22 protein-coding genes are annotated in these 24628 nt (G+C 72.9%); 7 read left to right on the top strand and 15 right to left on the bottom strand.

Features of this window, described 5'->3' with window-relative positions; translation table 11 throughout:
* Position 1 precedes the first annotated feature (1 nt).
* On the bottom strand, positions 2–718 hold the full coding sequence (locus ACGF4C_RS08640) for a hypothetical protein (RefSeq protein ID WP_201806160.1): 717 nt from the start codon (positions 716–718) through the stop codon (positions 2–4).
* A 164-nt stretch (positions 719–882) separates the two neighbouring features.
* On the bottom strand, positions 883–2082 hold the full coding sequence (locus tag ACGF4C_RS08635) for a M24 family metallopeptidase (protein WP_393564432.1): 1200 nt from the start codon (positions 2080–2082) through the stop codon (positions 883–885).
* Between the two features lie 132 nt (positions 2083–2214).
* On the opposite strand from ACGF4C_RS08635, the gene ACGF4C_RS08630 reads away from it, so the two are divergent.
* Entirely contained in the window at positions 2215–2553 is a 339-nt protein-coding gene (locus ACGF4C_RS08630; protein WP_030409900.1) for a hypothetical protein, read from the top strand.
* 51 nt (positions 2554–2604) lie between these two features.
* On the opposite strand, the gene ACGF4C_RS08625 is transcribed toward ACGF4C_RS08630, so the two are convergent.
* Entirely contained in the window at positions 2605–3447 is an 843-nt protein-coding gene (locus ACGF4C_RS08625) for an endo alpha-1,4 polygalactosaminidase (RefSeq protein WP_393564430.1), read from the bottom strand.
* 177 nt (positions 3448–3624) lie between these two features.
* Between ACGF4C_RS08625 and ACGF4C_RS08620 the strand changes: the two genes are divergently transcribed.
* On the top strand, positions 3625–4698 hold the full coding sequence (locus ACGF4C_RS08620; RefSeq protein WP_393564428.1) for an HpcH/HpaI aldolase/citrate lyase family protein: 1074 nt from the start codon (positions 3625–3627) through the stop codon (positions 4696–4698).
* Positions 4699–4702: 4 nt separating this feature from the next.
* Complete coding sequence (locus ACGF4C_RS08615; RefSeq protein WP_393564426.1) at positions 4703–5578, top strand: HpcH/HpaI aldolase/citrate lyase family protein; 876 nt, start codon at positions 4703–4705, stop codon at positions 5576–5578.
* A 113-nt stretch (positions 5579–5691) separates the two neighbouring features.
* Here ACGF4C_RS08615 and ACGF4C_RS08610 read toward each other — a convergent pair whose 3' ends face one another.
* Complete coding sequence (locus tag ACGF4C_RS08610) at positions 5692–6921, bottom strand: aromatic acid exporter family protein (protein WP_393564424.1); 1230 nt, start codon at positions 6919–6921, stop codon at positions 5692–5694.
* A 159-nt stretch (positions 6922–7080) separates the two neighbouring features.
* Between ACGF4C_RS08610 and ACGF4C_RS08605 the strand changes: the two genes are divergently transcribed.
* Positions 7081–8673, top strand: a complete 1593-nt coding sequence (locus ACGF4C_RS08605; RefSeq protein ID WP_393564422.1) for a N,N-dimethylformamidase beta subunit family domain-containing protein — start codon at positions 7081–7083, stop codon at positions 8671–8673.
* 24 nt (positions 8674–8697) lie between these two features.
* On the opposite strand, the gene ACGF4C_RS08600 is transcribed toward ACGF4C_RS08605, so the two are convergent.
* The 10 genes from ACGF4C_RS08600 to ACGF4C_RS08555 all read right to left on the bottom strand — a co-directional run bounded on the left by ACGF4C_RS08600 (position 8698) and on the right by ACGF4C_RS08555 (position 18570).
* Positions 8698–9357, bottom strand: coding sequence for an NADPH-dependent FMN reductase (locus ACGF4C_RS08600; RefSeq protein WP_393564526.1), 660 nt, complete (start codon positions 9355–9357; stop codon positions 8698–8700).
* A gap of 113 nt (positions 9358–9470) precedes the next feature.
* Positions 9471–9728 carry a WhiB family transcriptional regulator gene (locus ACGF4C_RS08595; protein WP_393564420.1) on the bottom strand — a complete coding sequence of 86 codons (258 nt, stop codon included), beginning with the start codon at positions 9726–9728 and terminating at the stop codon, positions 9471–9473.
* 146 nt (positions 9729–9874) lie between these two features.
* A complete protein-coding gene (locus ACGF4C_RS08590) occupies positions 9875–10969 on the bottom strand; it encodes a prephenate dehydrogenase (RefSeq protein ID WP_393564418.1) in 1095 nt (364 codons plus the stop codon).
* A 91-nt stretch (positions 10970–11060) separates the two neighbouring features.
* Complete coding sequence (locus ACGF4C_RS08585) at positions 11061–12008, bottom strand: DMT family transporter (protein ID WP_201806169.1); 948 nt, start codon at positions 12006–12008, stop codon at positions 11061–11063.
* The gene (locus ACGF4C_RS08580) at positions 12005–13255 is read right to left on the bottom strand and encodes a PLP-dependent aminotransferase family protein (RefSeq protein ID WP_388958334.1); all 1251 of its coding nucleotides are present in this window, start codon (positions 13253–13255) and stop codon (positions 12005–12007) included. Before ACGF4C_RS08580 ends, ACGF4C_RS08585 begins: the two co-directional genes overlap by 4 nt.
* 65 nt (positions 13256–13320) lie before the next feature.
* Positions 13321–14238, bottom strand: coding sequence for a phytanoyl-CoA dioxygenase family protein (locus ACGF4C_RS08575; RefSeq protein WP_393564416.1), 918 nt, complete (start codon positions 14236–14238; stop codon positions 13321–13323).
* Entirely contained in the window at positions 14235–15464 is a 1230-nt protein-coding gene (locus ACGF4C_RS08570; RefSeq protein WP_393564414.1) for an alpha-hydroxy acid oxidase, read from the bottom strand. Before ACGF4C_RS08570 ends, ACGF4C_RS08575 begins: the two co-directional genes overlap by 4 nt.
* Entirely contained in the window at positions 15461–16600 is a 1140-nt protein-coding gene (gene hppD / locus ACGF4C_RS08565) for a 4-hydroxyphenylpyruvate dioxygenase (protein WP_362134697.1), read from the bottom strand. Before hppD ends, ACGF4C_RS08570 begins: the two co-directional genes overlap by 4 nt.
* Positions 16601–16714: 114 nt before the next feature.
* Positions 16715–17326, bottom strand: a complete 612-nt coding sequence (gene dhaL / locus ACGF4C_RS08560; protein ID WP_393564524.1) for a dihydroxyacetone kinase subunit DhaL — start codon at positions 17324–17326, stop codon at positions 16715–16717.
* A gap of 467 nt (positions 17327–17793) precedes the next feature.
* Positions 17794–18570 carry an IclR family transcriptional regulator gene (locus ACGF4C_RS08555; RefSeq protein WP_310722910.1) on the bottom strand — a complete coding sequence of 259 codons (777 nt, stop codon included), beginning with the start codon at positions 18568–18570 and terminating at the stop codon, positions 17794–17796.
* Between the two features lie 58 nt (positions 18571–18628).
* On the opposite strand from ACGF4C_RS08555, the gene dhaM reads away from it, so the two are divergent.
* A complete protein-coding gene (gene dhaM / locus ACGF4C_RS08550) occupies positions 18629–19024 on the top strand; it encodes a dihydroxyacetone kinase phosphoryl donor subunit DhaM (RefSeq protein ID WP_393564410.1) in 396 nt (131 codons plus the stop codon).
* A gap of 63 nt (positions 19025–19087) precedes the next feature.
* Here the strand turns inward: dhaM and ACGF4C_RS08545 are convergent, their stop codons facing one another.
* On the bottom strand, positions 19088–20908 hold the full coding sequence (locus tag ACGF4C_RS08545) for a TIGR03767 family metallophosphoesterase (RefSeq protein ID WP_393564408.1): 1821 nt from the start codon (positions 20906–20908) through the stop codon (positions 19088–19090).
* Positions 20909–21149: 241 nt separating this feature from the next.
* Here ACGF4C_RS08545 and ACGF4C_RS08540 point away from each other — a divergent pair, with 241 nt between their 5' ends.
* Positions 21150–23441, top strand: coding sequence for a HelD family protein (locus tag ACGF4C_RS08540; RefSeq protein WP_393564406.1), 2292 nt, complete (start codon positions 21150–21152; stop codon positions 23439–23441).
* Positions 23442–23732: 291 nt separating this feature from the next.
* Positions 23733–24209, top strand: coding sequence for a CAP domain-containing protein (locus ACGF4C_RS08535; protein WP_393564404.1), 477 nt, complete (start codon positions 23733–23735; stop codon positions 24207–24209).
* Positions 24210–24628 lie beyond the last annotated feature (419 nt).

The following is a 24628-nucleotide window of genomic DNA, read 5'->3' as shown; positions in this document are numbered from 1 at the left end:
GCTACGCGAGGTGCTTGCCGTTGCCCACGTGCCGGGCCTTGGGCACGCCGCTGAACCGCGCCGCCTGGCCGGCCGGTGCCGCGCGCATCGCCCGTTCCGCGTGGGCCCGGCGCTCCTCGCTCTCGTCCACCGGGGTGACCTCGCTCCAGTAGATGTCGAGCATCGTGCGCAGCGAGGTGGGTTCGTTCGCCGGCCCTATCGGGACGGTGATCCGGTCCAGGGTGCGCCAGAGTTCGTAGTCGGCCTGGTCGGCGATGCCGCCGGACCGGGCGTGCGCGGCCTGGTGGCGGTGCACCGCGCAGGCCAGGTCGCGCAGCCGGTCGCGGTGGTTCTGCGCGACCTGGTGGTTCATGGAACGGTTGAGCTCCTTCTTCGCCTTGTTGATCTCCGACAGGGCGTTCTGCACCGTCCGGCTGAAGTTCGCCGCGCGGTGCCGCCAGGCGTCGTACTCCCGCTTCGAGGCGAACCACTCCTGTTTGCCGGCCGGCCCGCGGGCGAAGCACTCCAGGCGGAACCGCTCGCGCTCCTCCCGCCGCTTGCGCAGGACCGACGAACTGCGCTGGAAGAGGGCGTTGAGGGCGTCGCGGGTGCGGTCGATGAGCGCCGGGTCGATCAGGGCCGCCCACACGTCCGGGTCCCGGGCGGGCGGGTGGGCGTTGTCGAGGACGAGTTGTTCGTAAACGGCGTCGTCGAGACGGGACAGGCGGCCTGCGTCCATCAGTCGGCCTCCAAGCCGGTTGTGGGCTGCACCGCCCCATGGTGGCGGCTGGGTGCGACAGCCCGACAGGGCGCACTCAGGACGCCGGGAATGCGCCCGTGGCACAGTCCGGGCGCACGGTTCGGAAGCTTGGGCAGCGGGGCGCGCGGTGGTGCCGCGCCGGCTCAGTTCGGATACGGCGTACGGGTGAGCACCTCGCAGCCGTCCTCGGTGACCAGCGCCGTGTCGGAGCACGCGTACCTGCCCAGCCGCTCGTCCAGGACCCAGGACTGGATGTGGAACGTCATCCCGGGGCGCAGCCGCAGCGGGTTGCCGGGCCGCAGGGTGCGGGTGCCGCCCATCCAGCTCGGCGGGAAGCCGATCCCGACGAGATACCCGCAGTGGTGGCGGCGGTACGGCCGGCCGGTCGCCTCCTCGACGGCCGCGCGCCAGGCGCCGAAGACCTGCTCGGCGGTGCGGTCCGGGCGCAGCGCCGCGCACAGGGCCCGCATCGCCGCCCGTGATGCCTCGGCCGCCGGGCGGTGCCGGGCCGCCTCCCGTGGGTCGAGGTGGTGCAGCCGGGCGAGGGGTGCGTGGTAGCGCCCGTAGGCGGCGGACAGCTCCAGGAAGACGCCGTCCCGGGGCCCGAACTCCCGCCGGGTCCAGGTCAGATGCTCCTGATCGAGCCGGTCGGTGCTGCGCACCAGCGGGGCGAAGCCGGGCAGGTCACCGCCGGCCCGGAACATGGCGTCGTGCACCGCGGCGGCCACCTCGTTCTCCCGTGCCCCGGCGGTGGCCGCGGCGAGACCGGCGGCCATGGCCGTGTCGGAGAGCCGGGCCGCGGTGCGCAGGTGGCCGAGCTCGCGGGCGGTGTGCACCGACCGCCGGAGGACGAGCAGATCGCCGCAGTCCGTCCAGGTCACCGGCACGTCGCGGCGCAGCCGGTCCCACACGGCGGGTGGGAGGGTGAGGGCATCGGCCTGGTAGCCCACCCGCTGTGCGGGCCGGGCGAGTTGGGCGAGCGCGTCGACCAGCGCCTCGGCCGGAGCGGTGCCGTCCCCGTAACCGTGGTGCGCCACGTCATGGGTCTGGGCGTGGGCGGTGGGGGCCTCCATGGCCCGTTCGACGAGGACGGGCGTCCCGTCGAGGGGCAGGAGGAGGGCGGTGACGGCGAAGTGCCCCTGGTGGTTGAGGCCGCAGTGGTAGTGGATGTCCTCGGGGGCCGTGACGAGCAGCAGATCCAGGCCGTCGCGCGCCATCGCCTCCCGGGTACCGGCCAGCCGCTGGGCGTATTCCTCGGGCGGGAACCCCGGTTCGGGCAGGTCGTGGGGCAGGCCGTGGGACGGGTCGGGCTGCTGGGGCGGTTGGGGAGGAAGATGCGGCATACGTCCAGTCTGCCCGGATGGTGTCCTGCCGCTCACCGGATCTGACGGGAGGTGAACGCCCGCGGGCCGTCGTCCGTATCTTCCGGCAACCGTGCCCCACGGGGGCATGGGCCGACGAAGTGAGGAGCGCCCATGACCGACGCCGGTAGCCCGCAGCTCCAGGCCCTGCCGGAAGGCGATGCCCAACTGTCGCTGGTGGTCCGCCTCCAGTGGGAGGACGTCGCCGCCCTCGGCCAGGAGGCCACCCGGCTCGCCGCCCGGTTCAAACGCCCGGTGACGCTGGACGAGGCGGCGGCCCACCGGCTGCGGATCCGGCCGCCGGCCGCCCCCGTCAAGACCGTGCCCCAGGAGCGGACGCCCCCCGCGGTCACCTCCACCACTGTGTCCCCGCTGCCCGCCCGCTCCCCTCAGGAGCAGGCCCGGCAGGCGATCGAGCGGATCAACGGGACGGCCGGACATGAGACGGCGTAGGGGCGGCCACCGGCCGGGCGCGGAGGCCCGCGGGAGCTGCCCGACCAGCCGTCAGCAGTGCCGGTCGACGTATCCCTTGGTGCCGGCCGGCCGGAGGTCCCGGTCGCGCAGGGTGACGGACAGCCTCGGGCCCCAGGTGTGGCAGGCGGCGGTGAAGTCCTGCTCGCGGTATTCGATGACGAAGATCCGGTCGTCGTAGGCGTCCGCGAAATCACCGCACTCCTTGTAGCGGGCACATTCCTCGACGACGGCGAAGTCGAAGCCGATGGACCGGCGGCGGGGCAGCAGGTCGGCGGTGTTCTTCTGGGCGACGGCCAGACCCCGCTGGTGGGCGCGGCGGGCCAGCAGCCGGGCGAAGGCCGCCGCGTCCCCGGCGGTGAGCCGGCCGTCCGAGCGCTCGTAGGAATCGAGGTTGTCCGGTTCCACCGCGTCGTAACCCGCCGTGGCGCAGCCGTCGATCCACGGGCCGACGACGTCCATGAGTGCCGTGCGCTTGGCGGCCGTGGAGATGTCCAACAGCGGCTCGTCCCAGTCCTCGTCGACGACGGGCCTGCCGTCCGCGTCCCGGAGCAGCAGGTCGGGGTGGCGCTGCTGCCAGCTGCGGGTCTCGTCCGGCTGGGCCTGGAAGGCGTTGACGTAACAGACGTTGTAGCGGCCGGGGGCGGGCTTCGCGGTGCGGTCGCGGGAGACCGCGCGGACGCCGCGGGGCGGCGGATAGGGGCCGCCGAGCTGGTAGTCGAACTCCGCGTCCGCGGCCGGCGGCCGCACCGCGCGGGGCGTCGCCGCGCCGGTGTCCTGCGGGCCGCGTCCGGTGGAGCACGCCGCGCCGAACGGCAGCAGCAGGGACAGCGCCAGGAGCAGGGCGCGGGTGGGGCGGGAAGGGCGAAGCTGCACGAAGTGGATCTTAGGTGCGAAGGCGATGTTCCTTGCCGCCGCGCTGCGTTCGGTGACCAACAGCACAGGTACTGACCAGTAGCGTTACCGGTCCGCGGGCCTAGAGTGAGGGCCCGATGGCGCCGCCGGACAGCCGGCGGCGGCCCGCACCCCTCTTTATCCGACCAGGGAGACTGCATGCGCTCTCCGAAGGACTTCTTCCGCCCGCTGGCCGTCGGTGCACCGGCACCGGTGCGCGAAGTACCCTTCCGGCCGTCCCGGATGATCCACTTCTTCGATCCGGGCAACGAGAAGATGGCGGCCAAGGTGCCGGACATCGCGCCGACCGTGGACGTACTGCTCGGCAATCTGGAGGACGCCGTCGCCGCCGACCGCAAGGAGGCGGCCCGGTCCGGCCTGGTGAAGGTCGCCAAGGCGACGGACCTCGGCGACACCCAGCTCTGGACCCGGATCAACAGCCTGGACTCGCCCTGGGCGCTGGACGACCTCCTGACGCTGGTCACCGAGATCGGCGACAAGCTGGACGTCATCATGGTGCCGAAGGTGGAGGGCGCCGAGGACATCCACTACGTCGACCGGCTGCTCGCCCAGCTGGAGGCGAAGGCCCAGATCCAGCGGCCGATCCTGGTGCACGCCATTCTGGAGACCGCCACCGGCGTCGCCAACGTCGAGGAGATCGCCGGCGCCAGCCCCCGTATGCAGGGCATCTCGCTCGGCCCGGCCGACCTGGCCGCCAGCCGCCGGATGAAGACCACCCGGGTGGGCGGCGGCCACCCCGGATACCTCGTACGGGAGGACCCGCACGGAGCGGACGGCAGCGCGCCGCGGGCCACCTTCCAGCAGGACCTGTGGCACTACACCCTCGCGCGGATGGTCGACGCCTGCGCGGCGCACGGCATCCTGCCGTACTACGGGCCGTTCGGTGACATCAAGGACACCACCGCCTGCGAGGACCAGTTCCGCAACGCCTTCCTGCTCGGCTGCGTCGGCGCCTGGAGCCTGCACCCGGTGCAGATCGCCATCGCCAAGCGGGTGTTCTCCCCGTCCCCCGCCGACGTCGCCTGGGCCCGCAAGGTCATCGACGCCATGGGCGACGGCACCGGAGCGGTGATGATCGACGGCAAGATGCAGGACGACGCCACCTACAAGCAGTGCCAGGTCGTCGCCCAGCTTGCCGACGCCCTCGCCGCCCGCGACCCCGAGCTGCGCGACGCCTACGCCGCGGCAGAGTCCTCGCAGAACAAGGAGTAAGTCCGTGTCCGACGCGATCCTGCGGCCGCGCCGCTCCGTGCTCTACATGCCGGGCGCCAACGAACGCGCCCTGGAGAAGGCCAAGTCGCTCCCCGCCGACGCCCTCATCCTCGACCTGGAGGACGCGGTCGCCCCCGACGCGAAGACCGATGCCCGCAAGCGGGTCGCGGCCGCCGCGGCCTCGGGCGAGTACGGCCACCGCGAGGTGACGATCCGGGTCAACGGACCGGGCACCGAATGGCACGCCGACGATCTGCGGGCCGCCGCCGAGGCCGGCCCGGACGCGGTCGTCGTCCCCAAGGTCGAGTCCGCGGCGACCGTACGGGAGGTCGAGCGCGCACTGGAGGCGGCCGGCGCTCCGGACCGTACGGCGATCTGGGCCATGGTCGAGACCCCGCGCGCGATGCTGGACGCCCGCGCGGTGGCCGCCGCCAGCGAACGGCTCACCGTCCTGGTCATGGGCACCAACGACCTGGCCAAGGAACTGCACGCCGAGCACGTCCCCGGCCGGGCCCCGCTGCTGACCGGGCTGTCCCTGGCGCTGCTGGCCGCCCGGGAGTCCGGCAAGGTGATCCTGGACGGGGTCTACAACGACGTGAAGGACGCCGCCGGGTTTGAAGCGGAGTGCGTCCAGGGGCGGCAGTTCGGCTTCGACGGGAAGACCCTGATCCACCCCTCGCAGCTGGAGCCGTGCAACCGGGTCTTCGCCCCCTCGGCCGAGCAGATCGACCGCTCCCGGAAGATCATCGACGCCTTCGACGAGGCCACCCGTGAGGGCCGCGGCGTGGTCACCGTCGACGGCCGGCTGATCGAGAACCTGCACGTCGAGGACGCCCGCCGGATCCTGGCCCTCGCCGAGGCGGTCGCCGGCCGCGACTGACCGGCACCGGCCGGGACGTACGTCGAGCGCCCGCCCGTGGACGGCCGGAAACGGCCCCACGCGGCGGGCGTCGGCGCCCGGTCACCTCCCGCGGCCCACGGCACGGCCGCCCCTCAGAGCACCGGTGCCCGGCGCGACCGGCCCAGCCGCAGCCGGCCCCGGAGCTTGTCCGCCAGCGGATACTTCTCCCACTGCTCACGGGACTGCCGGTCCAGCTCCTCCACCAGTCGCTGGGAGCGCTTCTCCACGTCGAGCTCGTCCAGGATGCGGTCGATCTCGGCCAGCAGCGCGCCGTGCAGCTGCCACTGCCGCGGATGCTCCTGCACCTCGTCGAGCAGCAGATGCGCCACCGTCTCGCGGCTCTCCCGGCTGGCGGCCAGCTCCTTGACCAGCCGGTCCTCCGCCTTGTCCGCGTTCGCGCTGACCTGCGTCGTGATCAGCACGGCGAAGCTGTCCACCGCCCGGGCCATGTGCCGGAACAGCTCGCTCAGGGACGTGCCGATCCGCGACGAGAACAGCGACTCCTCGGTCCGGGCCTTGGCCAGGTCGGTCAGCGTACGGCAGACCGTGCGCAGCACCACCGCGGAGATCTCCAGGGTGTCCAGACCGGTCCGCAGCACCACCCGGGAGAGCAGCCCCTCCTTGACCCGGGGGTTGAGCCGCAGACTGTCCTCGGCCTGCCGCAGCGCCGCGTCCACCTGCACGATGTCGTGGTCCAGCCGCCGCGCCTCGTGCAGCCGGGCGGCGGCCTCCGCGACCGGTGTGTGGCCCACCACCTCGTCGCTGAGGCTCAGCAGCAGCACCCGCATCCGGCCGGCCAGCCCCTCGATCGCCTCACTGGCGGGCTGCACCAGCACCGGCGGCACGAACAGCACGTTGAACAGCAGCCCGACCACCGCCCCGATCAGCGTCTCCAGCACCCGGTCCCAGGCCGTCGCCGCCACCCGCGTCGTCGTCACCCCCAGCACCAGCATCGCGCTGATCGCCACCTCGGGGACGAACTCGCCGGCCTTCACGAACCGGCCGATCACCAGCGAGGCCAGGATGATCAGCCCCAGGCTCCACCAGGTCAGCCCCACCAGCGAGCTGAAACCGATGGCGATGACCACCCCGACCACCACCGAGTTCACCCGGCGCATGCTGGTGGTCAGCGTGGTGTAGAGGGTGACCTGGACGACGAGGAGGGCCGTCAGGGGTGCGGTCAGCGGCGCCGGTTCGCTGCTGACCATCAGCGCGACGACGTACGAGATCACGGCGGCGATGGTCGAGCGGAGCGTCTGCGCGACCACGGGCTCGCTGTGCCGCCGGACGAGATCCAACAGCGGATCGGTTACTTCACGCACTCTTCTCCCCCTTCCCGCTTTCCGCACCGAGAGCAACATGCGCGGCCGCCCTACCCGCATTCGGCCCCCTGCGGTCGTCCGGCCGGCCGTCGCCACGGATGATCGTTAGGAGAGGCCGGACCGGTCCGGTCAGGAACGGCGGCGCACGGGAGTGGTGCGATGAGCGGCGACGACGCGGACCAGGAGGCACGACCGCGCGCCCCGCACGAGGGTCACGGCGGCCTCGTCCGGCGGCACTTCCTCGGGGCCGCGGCGGCCGGCGCCGCCGGTCTCGCCCTCCCCACGGCCACCGGCTGCGACGCCCCCTCCGGCAAGACCCCCGGCCCGGCCCCCGGCACCGGCCCCGACGACCTCGCCGCGGAGCGGGCCAGGGCCGGCAGTCCCGACTGGCGGCTGCGCGCGCCCGGCCCGCCCGAGGCCGTCGAGGGCTACACCGACACGGTCAGCGTCCGGCCGGGCGAGGAATTCGGCCTGTACGTCTCCACCACCGCGCCGGGCTTCCGGGTCTCGGCCTACCGCGTCGGCTGGTACGGCGGCGCCCAGGCCCGGCTCGTCTGGCGCTCGCCGCGGATCGCCGGACAGCATCAGCGCCGCCCGCGGCTGCTGCCCGGCACCCGGACCGTCCGCGCGGACTGGCGGCGCACCCTCGCCGTGCGCACCACCGGCTGGCCACCGGGCGCGTACCTGCTCCGGCTCGACGCGGACCACGGGCACCAGCGGTACGTCCCGCTGATCGTCCGGTCCGATACCGCCGCCGGCCGGACCGTGCTGATGCACGCCGTGACGACCTGGCAGGCGTACAACCGCTGGGGCGGCTACAGCCTCTACGCCGGCCAGGACGGCGCCTATCGAACCCGGTCGCTGGCCGTCAGCTTCGACCGGCCCTACGACGCGAACGGCGCCGGGAAGTTCCTGGTCCATGAGCGCGCCGTGGTCGTCCTCGCCGAACGGCTCGGCCTGCCGCTGGCCTACACCACGTCCGTGGACGTCCACCGCTCCCCGTCGGAGCTGCGGGGCGCCACCGCCGTCCTCTCGCTCGGCCACGACGAGTACTGGACCCCGCAGCAGCGCGCGCACGTCACCAGGGCCCGCGACACCGGCGCCAACCTGGCCTTCCTCGGCGCCAACGCCTGCTTCCGCCGGGTCCGGCTCGACCCCGGCCCCTCCGCCGCGCTGCGCACCGTGACCTGCTACAAGACCGCCTACCGGGACGACCCGTCCTTCGCGGCCCGGCACGAGCCGCCCACCCAGGACTTCCGCCTGCCACCCGCCGCCGACCCCGAGTCGTCCCTCACCGGCGTCTTCTACGAGGGCTACCCCACCGACGCCCCCTACGTCGTCCACGAGCCGGACCACTGGCTCTTCGCGGGGACCGGCGCCGGCCGCGGGGCGTCGTTCGACCACCTGGTAGGGGTGGAGTACGACCGGGTCACCCCCGATGCGCCCACCCCGGAGAAGCTGGAGATCATCGCCCACTCACCGTTGGTCTGCGCGGGCCGCAGCAGCCACGCGGACTCCGCGTACTACACCGCGGCGAGCGGCGCCGGGGTCTTCGCCACCGGCACGATGCGCTGGGTCGAGGCGCTGATGGCCGGTACCGGCGACGACGGGCGCGACCACGGGATGGACGCCCGGACCAGGGCGTTCGTCACCCGGACCACCGAGAACCTGCTCCGCGCCTTCGCCTCGGGGCCGGCCGCCGGGACCAGGCCCGCACCGCGGAACAACGTGGCCGCGGTGTACGGCACCTGACGGGGCGGGGCGCGCCGGGCGCGCTCAGTCCTCGGCGCGCTGGGTGACCGGCGCCCCGGTGCGGTCGCCGAGGAACTCGTACCACCGGCGCTGCAGACAGACGTAGCGGGCGTCGGCCTCGACCAGGCTGAGGAAGGCCGTCACGGTCTCGGCCAGCCGCTGCTGCAACCCGGAGTCGGCCAACTCCCCGTCCTCCGTGAAGCCTTGGTGTGCGGCGGCGAGACTGAACATGTCCGGATAGACCCGGGTGCCGAGGTGCTCCAGCGGCACCCGCAGCGCCCACAGCCCCCGGTTGCCGCCGACCAGCGAGGGAGAGGCGGAGAGCAGCAGGGCGTGCTTGGTCTTGAACGGCTGCGGACGGATCCGTGAGACCCAGTCGATCGCGTTCTTCACCACGCCCGGCACGGAGGCGTTGTACTCGGGCGAGGCGATGACGAAGGCGTCGGACCGCTCGATCCGGTCCCGCAGCGCCAGCGCGCCGGCCGGCAGCCCCTCCGCGACCTCCAGGTCCCCGTCGTACAGCGGCATGCCGAAGTCCCGCATCCCCGCGAGGTCGACCGTGGCGCCGGCCTCGGTCATTATCCGGGCCACGAGGGCGGCCAGCCGGGCGTTGGCCGACGCGGCCCGCAGCGAGGCACCGAGGACCAGTACGCGCAGCGGACCGGGGTGGGCGTCGGCGGGCAGGGCCATGGCGTTCGTCCTTTCCGCACCCGGGCCGGGTCGCCCGGTGCGGGGCAGCGTATCCGCGGCACGGCCGGAAACCCGGCATCCACCGGGCCCGCCGTGCCACGTCACCGTCACGAGGAGTTGATGCGGGCCCGCCGGCGGGCCATCCGGCGCCGCTCGGCGCGCCGCTCCTCCTCGTCCAGGCTGCCCCAGATGCCGTTGTCCTGGCCGGAGGCGAGGGCCCAGTCCCGGCACTCGGCGATCACCGGGCACTGCCGGCAGACGGCCTTGGCCTCCTGGATCTGCAGCAGCGAGGGGCCGGTGCTGCCGACCGGGAAGAAGAGTTCCGGGTCCTCGTCCCGACACCGGGCACGATGACGCCAGTCCATGGGAGTACCTCCGTTCCGCGCCACGAGCGCGGTCGATGTCCGCTGCGGGGGCGGGCGGGCCTGGCCGCACACCGGTCGGCAATTTCCGTACCGGGGCGCCCCGTTGTGGTCGGGTGCCCCGTCCCGCCCCGGCAATGCGCCGGAACTCAGCGGACCACCCAGCCCCGGTCGCGCAGCGCATCGGTGAGCGGGCGCGCCACGTCCGGAGCCACCCACAACTCGACCGCGCCGTCCGTCGCGTCCGGTACGGCCGGGGCGTCCGGCAGCACCATGCCTTCGAGGTCCACCCGGGCCTCGGCCACATCGCCGAGCAGCCGCTGAAGCTGCCGTTGCGGACCGCCGACGGCTATCGAGAGCACCCTGTGCCGGTCCGCGCCCGCCGGCCCGTGCGGGGCGGCGATCCGTGCCCGGCCCGTGCTGCCGCGCCGCAGCACCCCGGTCAGTTCCGCCAGGGCGGCGGGGTGCTCCTGCGGAACGTCCTCGGTCAGCCGGGCGAGCGCCCGGGCCGCCGTCGTCAGGTCCCGGCCCAGCTCGGCCAGCAGCGGGCCGAGGGCGGCCGCGTTCGCCGCGAGGATGTCCGTCCACAGTCCGGCGTCGCCGGCCGCGGTGCGGGTGACGTCCCGCATGCCGCGGCCGGCCAGCCGCACCGCGTACTCCTCGCCGTCCACCAGCCGGGCGGCGGTGAGGCTCGCCATCAGGTGCGGCAGATGGGACACCAGCGCCACGGCCCGGTCGTGGTCGGCCGGCGGCAGCAGGACCGGCACCGCACCGCACAACGAGACCAGCTCCAGCACCCGGTTGAGCGCGCTCTCCCGGGACTCCGGGGTCGGGGTCAGTATCCAGTGGCGGTCCTGGAAGAGATCGGCGCGGGCCGCCAGCGGACCCGAGCGCTCCCCGCCGGCCATCGGATGCCCGCCGACCAGACCGGTGGTGTCACAGCCGAGGGCCAGGCACTCGGCGTGCACCAGCGCCTTCACGCTCGACACGTCCGTGTACACCTGGGCGAGTTCGGCCTTCTGGTGGTCCGCGATGGTCCGGGCGACCTCCGACGGGGGGACCGCGATGACCGCGACGTCCACCGGGTCCGGCGGGGGGCCGGGGACGCCCGCCCCCAGCGCTGCGGCGATCCGCACGCTGTCCGGGTCGCGGTCGATCAGATAGGTGGTCACGCCCCGGCCGGTCAGTGCCAGGGCGATGGAAGTACCGATGAGACCCGTGCCGACGACGCAAGCGGTATGCAAGAGAACGCTCCTGGGCCATGAAGGGGGAAGGCGGACACGTCCGGGCCCGCCCGGCAGGGGAACGGGCGGGCCCGGAGGTCCTGGGCAGGTACTACCGGTCGGCCGGTGCCTGGGCCGGAGCTGCCTGCTCCGCCGCCTCGGCCGGCCTGCCGAACAACCGCCGCACCAGCGCCGGATTGGTCAGCATCACCGCGTTGCCGATCAGGATCAGGGCGACACCCACCAGGTCCCGCACCGTCCAGTGGAAACTCTCGAACACCGTGGACAGCAACAGCGCCACGATCGGGAAGAGCACCATGGCGTACGCGGCGCGCTCACCACCGATCCGGCCGAGCAGCGTGAGGTACGCGCCGAAGCCGAGCACGGAGCCGAAGACGGCCAGATAGACCAGCGAACCGGTGTACTTCAAAGACGGGTCGAAGGCCGCCCCGCCACCGCCGAAGACCAGCGCGAACGGGGCCGTGAGCAGCGCCCCGTAGGCCATCGCGAAGCCCGTGCCCTGCACCACCGGAATGCCCGCGGCCTGGGTCTTGCCGGAGACGACGTTGCCCAGACAGAAGACCAGGGTGCCGAGGGCGGAGAGCACGATGCCCTGGCCCGACCCGGACGACAGCCCGAAGTTCTGGAACTCCGGCCAGAACACGGTGACGATCCCCAGCAGTCCGATCGCCCCACCGAGCAGCATCTTCGCGGTGATCGTCCGCCGGAAGAAGACGCGGGCGAAGACCATGTTCACCAGCAGCGACATCGCGAAGATGATCGAGACGAGGCCGGTGGTCAGATGCTGTTCGGCGAAGTAGAAGCAGACGAAGTTGGTGGAGAACATCAGCCCGCCCATCAGGACGAACTGCCCGTGCACCCGCAGGGGATAGCGCAGCGGCAGTCCCCGCAGCCGGGCCCAGGCCAGCAGGATCACCGCGGCCAGCGCGAACCGGTAGGCAACGGACACAGTGGGGTGCACATCGCCCAGCTGGCCCTTGATGGCCAGCCAGGTCGAACCCCAGATCAGCACCGTCACCACATAGAGAACGGCATTCACAGGCAGCTCCGTTCCAGCAGACCCACCAGCCGGCGGGCCCCTTCGGCGACCTGTTGGGGTGTCAGATAGCTGAGGGAGAGCCGGATCTGGCACCGGCCCCCCTCGCCGTCCGGGTAGAAGTAGTTCATCGGTGTCCAGATCACTCCGTGCTCGCGGGCGGACTCTTCCAACAGCGCATTGTCCGCCGGCACGGGCAGGGTGAGGGTCAGGAAGAACCCTCCGTCCGGCACGTTCCAGTCGATGCCGGCCGCCTCCCGCCGCTCGGGTGGCAGCAGCCGCTCCAGGCTCTCCAGCAGGACCGCCAGGTTCTCCTGGTAGAAGTCGGCGGCCGGCTTGTTGGCCTCGCGCAGCCGGAAGTCATGGGTGAGCAGCATCCCCCCGATGACCGCCTGGCTGAGCGCCGGGGTGTTCACCGTCACCATGCCCTTGATCTTGGACAGTTCGTCCGCCAGCAGGGTGCGGCGGCCGTCCGCGGCCTCGACCTCCTGGTCGGCGACGACATAGCCGACCCGGGCGCCCGGGAAGCAGGTCTTGGCGAACGAACCGAGGTAGACCACCCGCCGCCGCTCGTCCAGTGCCTTGAGCGTGGGCAGCCCGCTGCCGGTGCGGGTGAAGAACCCGTAGGGGTTGTCCTCCAGGAGGAGCAGGTCCTCCTCCTCGGCCAGCTCCAGCAGCCGCCGGCGGGCCTCGACGGGCATACAGGTCCCGGTCGGATTGGCGAAGTCCGGCACGACGTAGAACGCCCGCGGGCGTTTCCCGGCCGCCCGCAGTTCGGCGACCGTACGGCGCAGCACCTCCGGGTCCGTCCCGTGCGGGCCCTCCGGGACGTGCGCGACGGACAGGTCCAGCAGCCGGGCCGCCCCGGTGATGCCGACGTAGCACGGGGACGGCACCAGCAGCACGTCCGACGGCTCGGCGAACAGCGCCCGCAGGACCAGGAACATGCCCTCCTGACAGCCGACGGTCACCACCAGCGACTCCGGCGCCGCCTCGATGCCCTCGTCGTTGCGCAGCGCCCGGGCCACCAGCTCGTGGATCTGGCCGTTGGTGCGCCCGTACTGGAACAGCAGCGTGCGGACCTCGTCCGGGGTGCGGCCCAGGTCTTCCACGAGGTGGCGCTGGTAGGCCGCGAGGTACTCACCGATCCGCTCGACCTCGAAGAGCCCTTCGTACGGGCGTCCCGGGCCGAAGGAGATCGCCTCCGGATAGCGGGAGGTGACCTCGTTGAGGAAATTCATCACCTCCATCAGGGGGTCGCCGAGCGAGCCGTGCAGCTCGCCGGCCGGAAGTACGGTGGGGGTGGAGCCGTTGGTCACCGGGGGTCCTCCCAGAGGACGGGGCAGAAGTCCGGGTCGGTGTAGTCGGGGTTGCCGTGCGCGTCGGTGCGCACCAGCACGTCATTGTTGTAGACGACGAGGTCGCCGGACGACAGCTCGTAGGGCCGCCACTGGTTGGTGCGGTCCTGGAGGTGCAGCGAAATGGCGCGCCGCGGACGGTCACTGACGTTGTACCCGCTGCCGTGGTAGGTGCGGCAGTGGTGGAAGCTGATGTGGCCCTTGGGGATGTTCACCGGGACCTTGACCACCTCGGAGTTGTTGAACGCGGCGTTCTCCGCGAGCATGTCCTCCAGCTCCGACCGGTCCCGCTCGGCGAAGTGCCGGCTGGTGGTGTCGTCCCCACCGGTCTCCTTCCAGCGGTGACTGCCGTCGACCATCGTGATGGTGCCCATCTCCTCGCCACAGTCGTGGAACGGGATGAACGCGGTCAGCATCTCGTCGGAGGAGCAGGTCTGCCAGTAGTGCCGGTCGAAGTGCCAGGGCACGATGTTGCGCTCGTCGTCCGCGCGCTGCGGCTTGTGGATCAGGGTGCTGTTCCACAGGCGTATCTGGCTGGTCTCCGCTATCCGCGCGGCGACCGCGGCGATGACCGGCTTGGACAGGATGCTCCGGATGGTGTCGTCCTCGTAGAAGATGTAGTCGTTGTGCCGGTGCACATCGCCCTTCTCCGGCTCCCAGTACGCCAGCCGCGGCGGCCGGACCGGGAGGGTCCGGTCCCGATGGCCGCCGTAGAAGCGGTCGGCCGCGGCATCGAGCGTGTCGACCTCTTCGTCGGTCAGCAGCTTCTTCGACAGATACCAGCCGTGCTCCTGGTAGAACTGCACCTCGTCATCGGTGGGCAGCAACGCCTCTTCGGCGGCGGTCAGCGGGCGCGGGGTGTCCTTGCGAGTCATGCCATATCCCTGTCGTTGGTGAGAAGGGGCTGGGAAAGCTGGGAAAGCTGGGAAAGGGGGCCGGGGGAGAGGTGGGGCAGGCCGGCGGCGGGTGCCGCCGCGGCGGGGGCGAGGTGCAGCAGGTCCGGGGTGATCGCGTCGAGGACCGGGCGGCCGGCCAGGGCCATCGCCTCCGTCAGCTCCGCGCGGAGGGTGGCCAGCACCCGTTCGGCGCCGGCCGCCCCGTCGACGGCCAGGCCCCACAGGACCGGGCGGCCGACCAGCACCGCACGGGCCCCCAGCGCCAGCGCCTTGAGTACGTCCGTGCCGCGCCGGATGCCGCCGTCGACCAGCACCTCACAGGTGTCCGGTACGGCCGCGACGACCTCCGGCAGGGCGTCCAGCGCCGCGATCGCACCGTCGAGCTGCCGGCCGCCGTGGGTGGAGACGATCAGGCCCTCGACGCCCAACTCGGCCGCCTGCCGGGCGTCCTGGCCGGTCAGTACGCCCTTGAGGACCAGCGGCAGGCTGGTCAGTGAGCGCAGCCACGCCAGGTCCTGCCAGGTGAACGCGGCGTCGTGGTGCCGGGCGGCGTGCTCGGCCAGGGTGGAGCTGCCGGCCCGGCTGCCGTGCAGACCGCCGGCCTGGCCGTCGTCGAGGTTCACCGGCCGGATGTGCCGGGGAAGGCTGAAACCGTTCCGCAGGTCGCGCTCCCGGCGCGCCATCCGCGGTGCGTCGACGGTGATCACCAGCGCCTGGTAGCCGGCCGCCTCGGCCCGGCGCACCAGCGACTCGGTCACCGCGCGCTCGCGCAGCACGTACAGCTGCAGCCAGAGCGGTCCGGTCGCCGCCCGGGCGGTCTCCTCGATCGTCCGGCTGGCGAAGGTGCTGGTGACGGTGAGCGCGCCGACCGCACCGGCGGCCCGAACCGTCGCCGTCTCGCCCTCCGCGTCGACCAGCCGGTGGTACGCCATCGGCGCGACACCGACGGGGAAGGACACCGGGGAGCCGAGCAGGGTGGTGCCCGGTTCGCAGTGGGAGACGTCGACCAGGGTCCGCGGGCGCAGCCGGTGGCGCTCGTACGCCGCCCGCTCACCGCGCAGCGTCACCTCGTCCCCGCTGCCGCCGGCGATGAAGTCGTACACCGCCCGGTCCAGTCGGGCGCGGGCCGCCGCCTCGTAGTCCTCCGGCGACAGCAGCACCTCCCCGGCGTCGGCCCCGGGCTCCCGGCCGGCCCGCGCGGTCATACGCCGGCCTTCGCGGACGCGCCGGCGGGGACCGCGTCGCCGCGCGGATCGTCGGCCTCGTCGGTGCGCGTCCGCTCGCGCTCCACGGCCTCGTACAGCGCCTTGATGTTGCCGCTGCCGAAGGTCCGGGCGTCGAGCCGCTGGATCAGCTCGAAGAACACCGTGCGGCGGGCGTAGGGGGACCGGGTGAAGACCTGGACCAGCTGTCCCCACTCGTCCCGGTCGGCGAGCAGGCCGAGGTCCTGGAGCACCGCCGGGTCGATGCCCACCTCGATGCCGCGCTCCGCGAGCGAGGCGTAGTAGCCGGCCGGGGTGGAGAGCAACTCCACGCCGGACAACCGGAGTTCACGGGCCGCGTGCACGATGTCGTCGGTGCTGTAGGCGACGTGCTGGACGCCCGGGCCGTTGAACCCGTCGAGGAAGTCGTTGAGCTGTCCGCGGCCGCCGACCGGGTCGGGCTCGACCATGGTGAAGGTGATGCCCCGGGTCTCGTCCTGGACGACCTTGGAGGCCATCGCCTGGCCGCCGACCACGATGTACTCGTCGTAGGTGTGCTTCAGGCCCAGCGCCCGCTGGTAGAAGTCGACCATGGTGTCCAGCGAGCCGGCCCGCAGGCAGAGCGCCAGGTGGTCGACGGAGCGGAGCAGGGCGGGTCCGGACGCCTCGGCGGCCTCCGCCACCGGCCGGTACCGCCCCGGCAGGAAGTGGGCCGAGGCCTCGTCGTCGCCGTCGCGCTGGACGAAGCTGTGGACCAGGTCGTTGGTCGCGGCGACGGTGGCGCGGACCACCCGCACCCCGTCGTCCTCGAACGTCTCCGGCCCGGCCACCGGCTCGGCCCCGGCGGCCAGGGCCTGCTCGAAGTCCGCGACGGCATCGGTCGACCGCAGGGCCACGTCCCGTACGCCGTCGCCGTGCCGGTGGACGAAACGGGCGGCCCGGTGGTCCGCGTGCAGGGCGGAGGTCAGCACCAGGCGGACGCCGCCGTGCGCCAGGACCAGCGACCGGGCGCCGGCGAGACCGGTGAGCGGCCCCGCTTCGGCCACCACCCGGAAGCCGTAGGTCCCGCAGTAGTAGTGGGAAGCCTGATTGACGTCCCCCACATAGAACTCAACGTGGTCGATGGAGTGGGCGGTCACAGTTGATCCAATCTGTTGCTCGGGAGGTGGGAGCAGCCGCAGCCGGCGCACCGCGGCTCGGCGCGGCGCCGGAAGCGTGCGGCGACGGAGCAGGGGACAAGGGGCGGGAGCGGGCTACCGGAGGGGACCGGACGCCTCGGCAAGTGAGCGGAAAATGGCGGCGGTCGAGGTGGCGCCGGGGTCCTGGTGGCCGATGCTGCGCAGCCCCAGGTACGCCGCCCGGCCCTTCCGGGCCTGCAGCGGAACGGTCTCCCGCATCCCGGCCTCGGCGGCCTCGGCCGCGGCGTGCGCCGCCGTGGCGAACGCGGCACCGGACTCCGCGGCGGCCCGGAAGGCACCGACCGCGGGGGCGTATGCGTCGATCATGGTCTTGTCGCCGGGTACCGCCGCGCCCAGCTGCTGGATCTTCGCCAGCGCCGCGGCGAGCCCGGCCGCGAACCGCCGGGCGTCGACCTCGGGGGAGGAGCCGAGTGCCTCACCGAGCGCCCGGAACGCGCCGCCGAACAGCGGTCCGGAGGCGCCACCGACGACCGAGACCAGACAGTTCCCGGCCCGGAGGAGGATCTCGCCGGGTGCGGACGGCACGGGCCCGGAGCGGGCCAGGCCGGCCTGTACCGCGGTGAACCCCCGGGCCATGTTGGCCCCGTGGTCACCGTCGCCGATGGCGGAGTCCAGACGGGTGAGCAGGTCCCGGTCCCGGTGCATGGCCGAGGTGGTGTGCTGCATCCAGCCGAGGGCGAGCGCCGAGTCCACCGCTACTCCTCCGGTTGTGCCGATCGTCCTGCACCGGCGGGGTCGTACCGTCCGGCTCGTCCGGTGGCCGCCCGTATGAGCGTCCGGGCCGCCCGGCCACCGCGGCGGAGTCCTCGTCGACGCGCGGAACTCCGGCCCCGGCACCGGCGTCACCGGCCCGGACAGCACTAAGTTGTCGCTCTTCTCCGCAGGCTTCCGCATGGCAGGCGCTCCTTCGTTCCCCCGGTGCCCGCGACCTTGAGGGCGAGTCGGATAACTAACGCTTTACCGAAAGCTGTTCGGCATTGCCGAATGGCCATAGGAAGCAAAACGCAGCGACCCCGGCCCCGTCAAGAGCTTCGGCGCATCGGCAACGCAGGCAACACAATCGCCGGGCAACCGGCCCCTGAGCACTGCGGGTCGATGAACCCGTGATGAAGCCGCGGGGTCTTCGGCGCCCGTCAACCGGCGGCGCGCAGCCCGGCGTTGCGCGGCGCGCCGAGATCCCGCGACAGGCTGCGGGCCACCTCGCGGACCGCGATCGCACACTCCTGGCGAACGGTTTCGGCCAACAATCGCTCGACCGGTCCCACCAGCCCGAGCGCGCCCACCACCTCGCCGCTGCGGTCGAACACCGGCGCCGCGATCCCCGCGTCGCCGAGCGTCAACTCGCCCTCTTCCAGGGCATATCCGGTCTCCCGGGCCCGGTCCAGCTGGGTCGCCAGCCAGCCCGGGTCGTCGATGCTGGCCCCGGTGACCCGGGCCAGCTCACCCGCGAGCAGCTCGCCGCGCCGCTCGGCCGGCAGGAACGCCGCGATCGCCTTCCCGATCGCGCAGGCGTTCCAGGGCAGGCTGGCCCCGGTCTCCAGCACCTGCACCGACCCGCCGGGCCGGAACGCATGGTGGATGACCAGAACCTGACTGCCCGTCAAGATACCTACCCAGACGGCCGCACCGGCCTGGTTGGCCAGCAGGTCCGCCCAGGTCACGGCGCGGGTGCGGAGCTCGTGCGAGTCCAGATAGGCATTGCCGAGGGTCACCAGGCCCGGGCCCAGCCGGTACTTCCCGGTCTCCCGGTCCTGGACGACCATGCCCTCCGACTCCAGGGTGCGCAGCAGGGCGTGGACGGTCGGCTTGGCCACTCCGATGCGGTCGGCCAGCTCGGTGACACCCAGGCGCGGCGTCGCCGTGGCGAGCTCCCGGAGCACATGGATCGCCCTGTGGACAGCCTGGACCATCGATCAACTCCCTGTTCGGTATTGCTGAACGGCGTTCCGCTCCGTAGAGTCCTCGTTCATGACACCGCTGGTTGGCATCGTACTTGTGTCGCACCGTGCGGAGATCGCCTTCGGCGTACGGACCCTCATCGAGCAGATGGCCGGCCCCGGAGTCGTCGTCGCCCCGGCCGGCGGCACCGATGACGGCCGTACGGGCACCAGTTGCTCCCGCATCCTGGGCGCGCTGCGCACCGCCGCCACCGGCGAAGCGGGTGCGGTGGTCCTCGCCGACCTGGGCAGCTCGGTCCTCGCCACCCGCCTCGTCCTGACCGATCACCCCGGCATCCACGCCGTCCTGGCCGATGCCCCGTTCCTCGAAGGGGCCGTGGCGGCCGCCGTCACCGCCGCGAGCGGCGCCGCCCTGCCCACCGTCCTCAAAGCGGCCGAGGAGGCCCGCCACGCCTCCAAGTTCTGACCGGATCCGACTGTTGTGTCGCACTCCCGGTGCTACATCTGACCGGATCCGAGCGGTCGCGGCTCACCCACGGAAGCCGCGGACCAGGAGTTCGGTGTTGCGGTCCGCCGGCCGGCCCGCCATCTCCTCGTGCACCCCGCCCGCCATCTGGTCGGCCAGCCCCGGGGCGTTGTACGACAGCTCGCGGTACAGGGACGCGAGGCCGACCGCGGACAGATCGCCGAGGTCGGTCCGGTGCGGTGCCGCGGACTCGATGAGCGTGGTGAACAGCGACACCGTGCCGTCGTGGTTGTCGACCAGCTCCAGCAGTCGGGCGTGCTGCGGATAGTCCACGTGTGAGGCGGTGTTGACCTCCCAGAAGGACCGGGCCGGGGTCGGGTGGGGGTGCGGGGTGATGCGGTTGACGTGGCTGTGCCCGTTGATCCACGCCACCACGTTCGGGAACCGGTTCAGCAGCGCGATGACCTCGGCGCCGTCGTGCCGCGGCGCCTCCGTACGGGCCGCGTCCGGGCGCCGGGTCATGCTCGGACTGTGGTGGTGGCTGAAAACCAGAACGTGGGCGTCCGCCGCGCCCGGGTTGCGCACCGGGCGGCCGTCCGCGTCGAAGTAACGGGAACTGTGTGCCGCCAACGTCCGCTCCAGCCAGCCGAGTTGCTCGCTGTCCAGGGACCCCTCGAAGTGGCCGCTGCGATACGTCGTGTCGAGGCTGATGCCGAGCACGTTCTCCGCGACCGGGAACGTGTAGTACATGCGCTCGCCGTCGAGGTGGTTCTCGGTGTAGCCGTGCCCGGCCGGCCCCGCCCCGGCGTGGGCCGGATCCAGATGCGCGCGCAGATACGCCTGCGGGGTCACCATCCGCCGCCGCTCGTCGGCGACCACGCTCCGGGCCCCGGCGGAATTGCGCTGCAGGATCTCCTTCAGCACCACGCTCTTGGGATCGTCACCGGTGTTGAGCACCCGGGCCAGTGCGGCCACATCGGCGTCCGGGACGGAGAAGATTTTGCGGGCACCGGTGACGTAGTCGCACAGCCAGGGATCGGCCGGATTCAGGCACCCGCCCGGCAGGTCGTCGTGGTTGCCCGGCGTCGAATACCAGGGAATGCGCAGCCCGGGGCTGGTCACCGGACGGATCGCGGCGTCGAGGAATCCGGGGATCTCCGGCAGTCCGCGCCGCTTGTCCTGGTCGCGCAGGCCGGCGTCCGGATGCCAGTAGAGCGGAAGCCCGGAATTCTGGACGCCCTCGTACGACGCCGGGGCTCCGGTATTCGGCGTGATGCGGCCCCCGCTCATCAGCGTGAGGAACCACTCCAGCTCCACCATCTCGTGATTGTCGATGTTGTCGCCGGTGGACATCGCGAAGGCCGGCGCCCGCCCGGTGTGCGGCCCGCCGCGGATCGCATTGACCTGTTCCACCAGCGACACCGCACCGGCCACCGACAGCGCCTCCTGAATCCGCCAGGACCCCGGCGATCCGGCGCGCAGGAATTCGGTCCGCAGCGGGCTCTGGACGTCGGCCACATGCAGATCGGTGAGCTGGACGAAACAGGCCAGCGGGGTCCGCCGGTCCTGCCGCCGGGGCCCGGCCGCAGCCAGCTCGTCCCGTACGACCAGGGGCCAGCCGGGCCCGGAGGCCATCCGCCGGTAGCCGCTCGTGCCGGTGAGCCGGGCGGTGGTCTCCAGGGTCGTGACGCCGTACGGCGCCGGGCGCCCGGAAGCGGGCCGGGCCGGCGACGGCACCGAGCCGGTCCGTGCGGGTCGGGGGTCGGCGGCGGCGCTGCTCCGGCGCTGGCCGGGCAGTGCCCAGGCGGCGCCGGCTCCGGCAACCGCGGCACCGGAGGAGAGAAGGAATCGACGACGGTCGGTGGGGGTGTGCAAACCGGCCATGGGGCCCTCCGTAGGCGGCGGCCGGAATGGCGGGCCACCGGGGTGTCACCAAACGGAACATCTCGTTCCGAAGAGTGCGCGGGATGCGTGGCCGGAAGTTGAACGGGCCCGGAACGCGGAACACCCAGCGCCCGTCGATTCGGGGACGCAAAAATACCCCGTGACGAATTTGACGTCCGGGGTATTTCTCTGCGTATATTGAGGGCTTCTGTGTCTTGGTTGCGCAAGAACACACTGCCCAATGTTCCAAAGCAAACTGTACTTGAGCGGAGTCGAATTGTCAAACGAGGAATTGCGGCAGGAGCAGGAATTCATCGACCTGCTCTACGAGCGCCTCGCAGAAATGCGCGCGGAAGCCGCGACCGCGGTACAAAAGGCCCTGGCGCTCGCGGGGAACAACGCCCAGGCACGGCTGGAGCGCGATGTCGCGGTGGCCGAGCAGTCCGGCGTGCTGGCTGCCGCCGACGCCGGGGAGTCCGGGCTCTGCTTCGGCCGGCTGGTCTTCCGCGACGGCCGCGACCACCACATCGGCCGGATCGGCATCCGCCGCGACGACGCCGACCGCACCCCGCTCGTCCTCGACTGGCGCGCCGAGGTCGCCCGCCCCTTCTACCTCGCCACCGGCCACACCCCCATGGGCCTGCGGCGCAGACGCCACATCACGACCGAGGGCCGCCTCGTCACCGCCCTGCACGACGAGATCCTCGACCTCACCGACGCCGTCCGCACCGGACACGAAGGCACCGACGCGGACGCCGTGCTGCTCGCCGCCCTGGACACCGCGCGCACCGGCCGGATGCACGAGATCGTGCAGACCATCCAGGCCGACCAGGACCGCATCATCCGCGCCGGGCACCACGGCGTCCTCGTCGTCGAAGGCGGCCCCGGCACCGGCAAGACCGTCGTCGCCCTGCACCGCGCGGCCTATCTGCTCTACGCCCACCGGGAACAACTCGCCCGCCGCGCCGTGCTGATCGTCGGCCCCAACCCCGCCTTCCTCAGCTACATCGGCGAGGTGCTGCCCGCGCTCGGCGAGACCGGGGTGCTGCTGGCCACCCCCGCGGAACTCTTCCCGGGCGTCACCGCGACCGGAACCGACACGCCCCGGGCCGCCGAGGTCAAGGGCGGCGCGGCCATGGCCGAGGCACTCGCGCGATTCGTCCAGGACCGGCAGACCCTGCCCGACCCGGAGATCGTCATCGAGCACGACGACGGCGAACTGCGGCTGGACGCACCGATGGCGAAGGAGGCCCGGCGCCGGGCCCGCGAGACCCGGCTGCCGCACAACCTCGCCCGCCCGCACTTCGCGTTCCGCATCATCGACGCACTCACCGCCCAACTGACCGACCGGATCGGCGCCGACCCCTACGGCGGCCCGAACCTGCTCGGCGCCGACGACATCGCCCAGCTCGGCAAGGCCATCGCCACCAGCCCCGAAGTGCACCACGCCATCGAGGAGTTGTGGCCCACGCTGACGCCCGAGCAGCTGGTCGCGGACTTCCTCGCCGAGCCCGTCCACCTCCCGGAGGCGGACGCCGACGCGATCCGGCGGACCGGCGGACAGTGGACGCCCGCCGACATCCCGCTGCTCGACGAGGCGGCCGAACTCCTCGGCGAGGACGACTCGGCGGCCCGCGCCGCCGCCGAGGCCGAGCGCCTGGAACAGATCGACTACGCCCAGGGCGTGCTCGACCTCTCCTACGGCTCCCGCACCCAGGAGTTCGAGGAACGCGACGACGAGGACTCGGAGGTGCTCGCCGCGCACGACCTGGTCGACGCGGAACTGCTCGCCGAGCGGCACGAGGAGGCCGACCACCGCAGCGCCGCCGAACGCGCCGCGGCCGACCGCACCTGGGCCTTCGGCCACATCATCGTCGACGAGGCGCAGGAACTCTCCGCCATGGCCTGGCGGTTGCTGATGCGCCGCTGCCCGACCCGCTCGATGACCCTGGTCGGCGACCCGGCCCAGACCGCGGAACCGGGCGGCTGCGGCGCCTGGGAGACGATCCTCGCCCCGTACGTCGGTGACCGCTGGGAGCACACCCGGCTCGGCGTCAACTACCGCACCCCGACCGAGATCATGGCGGTCGCGGCCGAGGTGCCGCGCTCCCTGGACCCGGACTTCGCACCGCCCCGCTCGATCCGCTCCACCGGTGTACGGCCCTGGGCGCAGCGCACCGACGACCTGGCGGGCGCGGTGGCCGCGGCCGTCGCACGGGAGAGCCGGGCGGACGGCCGGCTCGCGGTGATCGCCCCGCGCTCCCGGCACGCGGACCTGCTGCCGCTGCTCCCGTCCGCGTCCGCCGGACCGGCCCCCGACCTGACCAGCCCGGTCGTGCTGATCGATCCGCGGCAGGCCAAGGGCCTGGAGTTCGACACCGTGCTGGTGGCCGAACCGCAGGAGCTGGGCGCCAGCGATCTGTACGTCGCGCTCACCCGGGCGACCCAGCGGCTGGGCGTGCTCCACACCGGGCCGCTGCCGGCCGGGCTCGCGGCGGCGCCGCTGGCGGAGGCCGCCGCGGCCGGCCGGTGACGCCCGGCGCGGGCGGCGCGGGGCGGGGGAGCGGCGGCGGGATGCCCGCGCCGGTCCGCCGTTCCACGCCGTTCCCGCGCGCCGGTGATGCCCCGTCAGGCCCGCGGACCAGGGCATGAACGCACCCGCCCTCGGCCAGGCACTCTGCGCCCCTCGCGCACAACCGGCGAGCGGGCCGTTCGAGACCACGGTCCCGTTCCACCAAGGGGGAGTTTCGGCATGCCCGGACCGCACGGCACGTGCCCGCACCACGCCCGGCGGGGGAGGGGGCCGCGGCACACAATGGCTCTCGTGCTCGCCGCCGCGGTCCTCGCCCTGCCGGCCGGCCCGGCCGCACTCGCCACACCGGGCCCCGCCGCCGTCGGGCGCCCGCCCACCGGCTCCCTGCGGCAGGCTGTCCACCAGGTCGTCCGGCTGGTGAACGGGGAGCGGGCGGCACACGGCTGTCCGGGGGTGCGGTGGAACGCGGCGCTCCAGCGGGCGGCGCAAAGCCATGCGGACGACATGGCCGCGCGCCGGTTCTTCGGCCACACCAATCCGGACGGTGCCGGTCCGGGAGCCCGGATCACCGCGGCCGGCTACTCGTGGTCCGCGTACGGCGAGAACATCGCGGTGGGCCGGCCGACCCCGGCCGCCGTCATGAAGGACTGGATGCACAGCCCCGGCCACCGCCGCAACATCCTCCAGTGCGACCTGCAGGACCTCGGCGTCGGCATCCGGGAGGGCACCGGCGGGCCGTGGTGGACACAGGACTTCGCCGCCCGTTGAGGTTGAGCGCGGTGCGGAGGTCGGCGGTCCGGTCGAGCGAGGCGGTGACCCGGACGTCCAGCAGCCGGGCGCCGCGGGTGAACGCCTTCGTCGCGAGGGCGGTGTTGAGCCGCTCGGCGGCGGCCGCGGACAGGGCGACCGGGGCCTTGAGGCGCAGTACCCGGGTCCGGGTGTTCAGCGCGGTCCTGAGGTCGGCGCGGGGGAAGCTGCCCAGCGTGATCCGGGTGCCGCGGCCGGTGCGGGCACTGAGCGTGCCCTGGCCGAGCTCGGCGGTGAGGCCCGTGAGCCGGAGGGTCTTGTGCGCCTTGGCATGCACGAGGGCCACCCCGCCGGCGCCGAACCGCAGTTCGCCGCCTGCCTTGCCGCCGCTGTTGGTGACCGCACCACCCGAGAGGCGCAGGCTCAGCGTGCGGCTGCCG

The organism is Streptomyces sp. NPDC048197 (genome assembly GCF_043202395.1).
GTDB lineage: Bacteria > Actinomycetota > Actinomycetes > Streptomycetales > Streptomycetaceae > Streptomyces > Streptomyces siderophoricus.
Note: the sequence above shows the minus strand (reverse complement) of the source record. Positions and strands in the feature narration are given on the sequence as shown.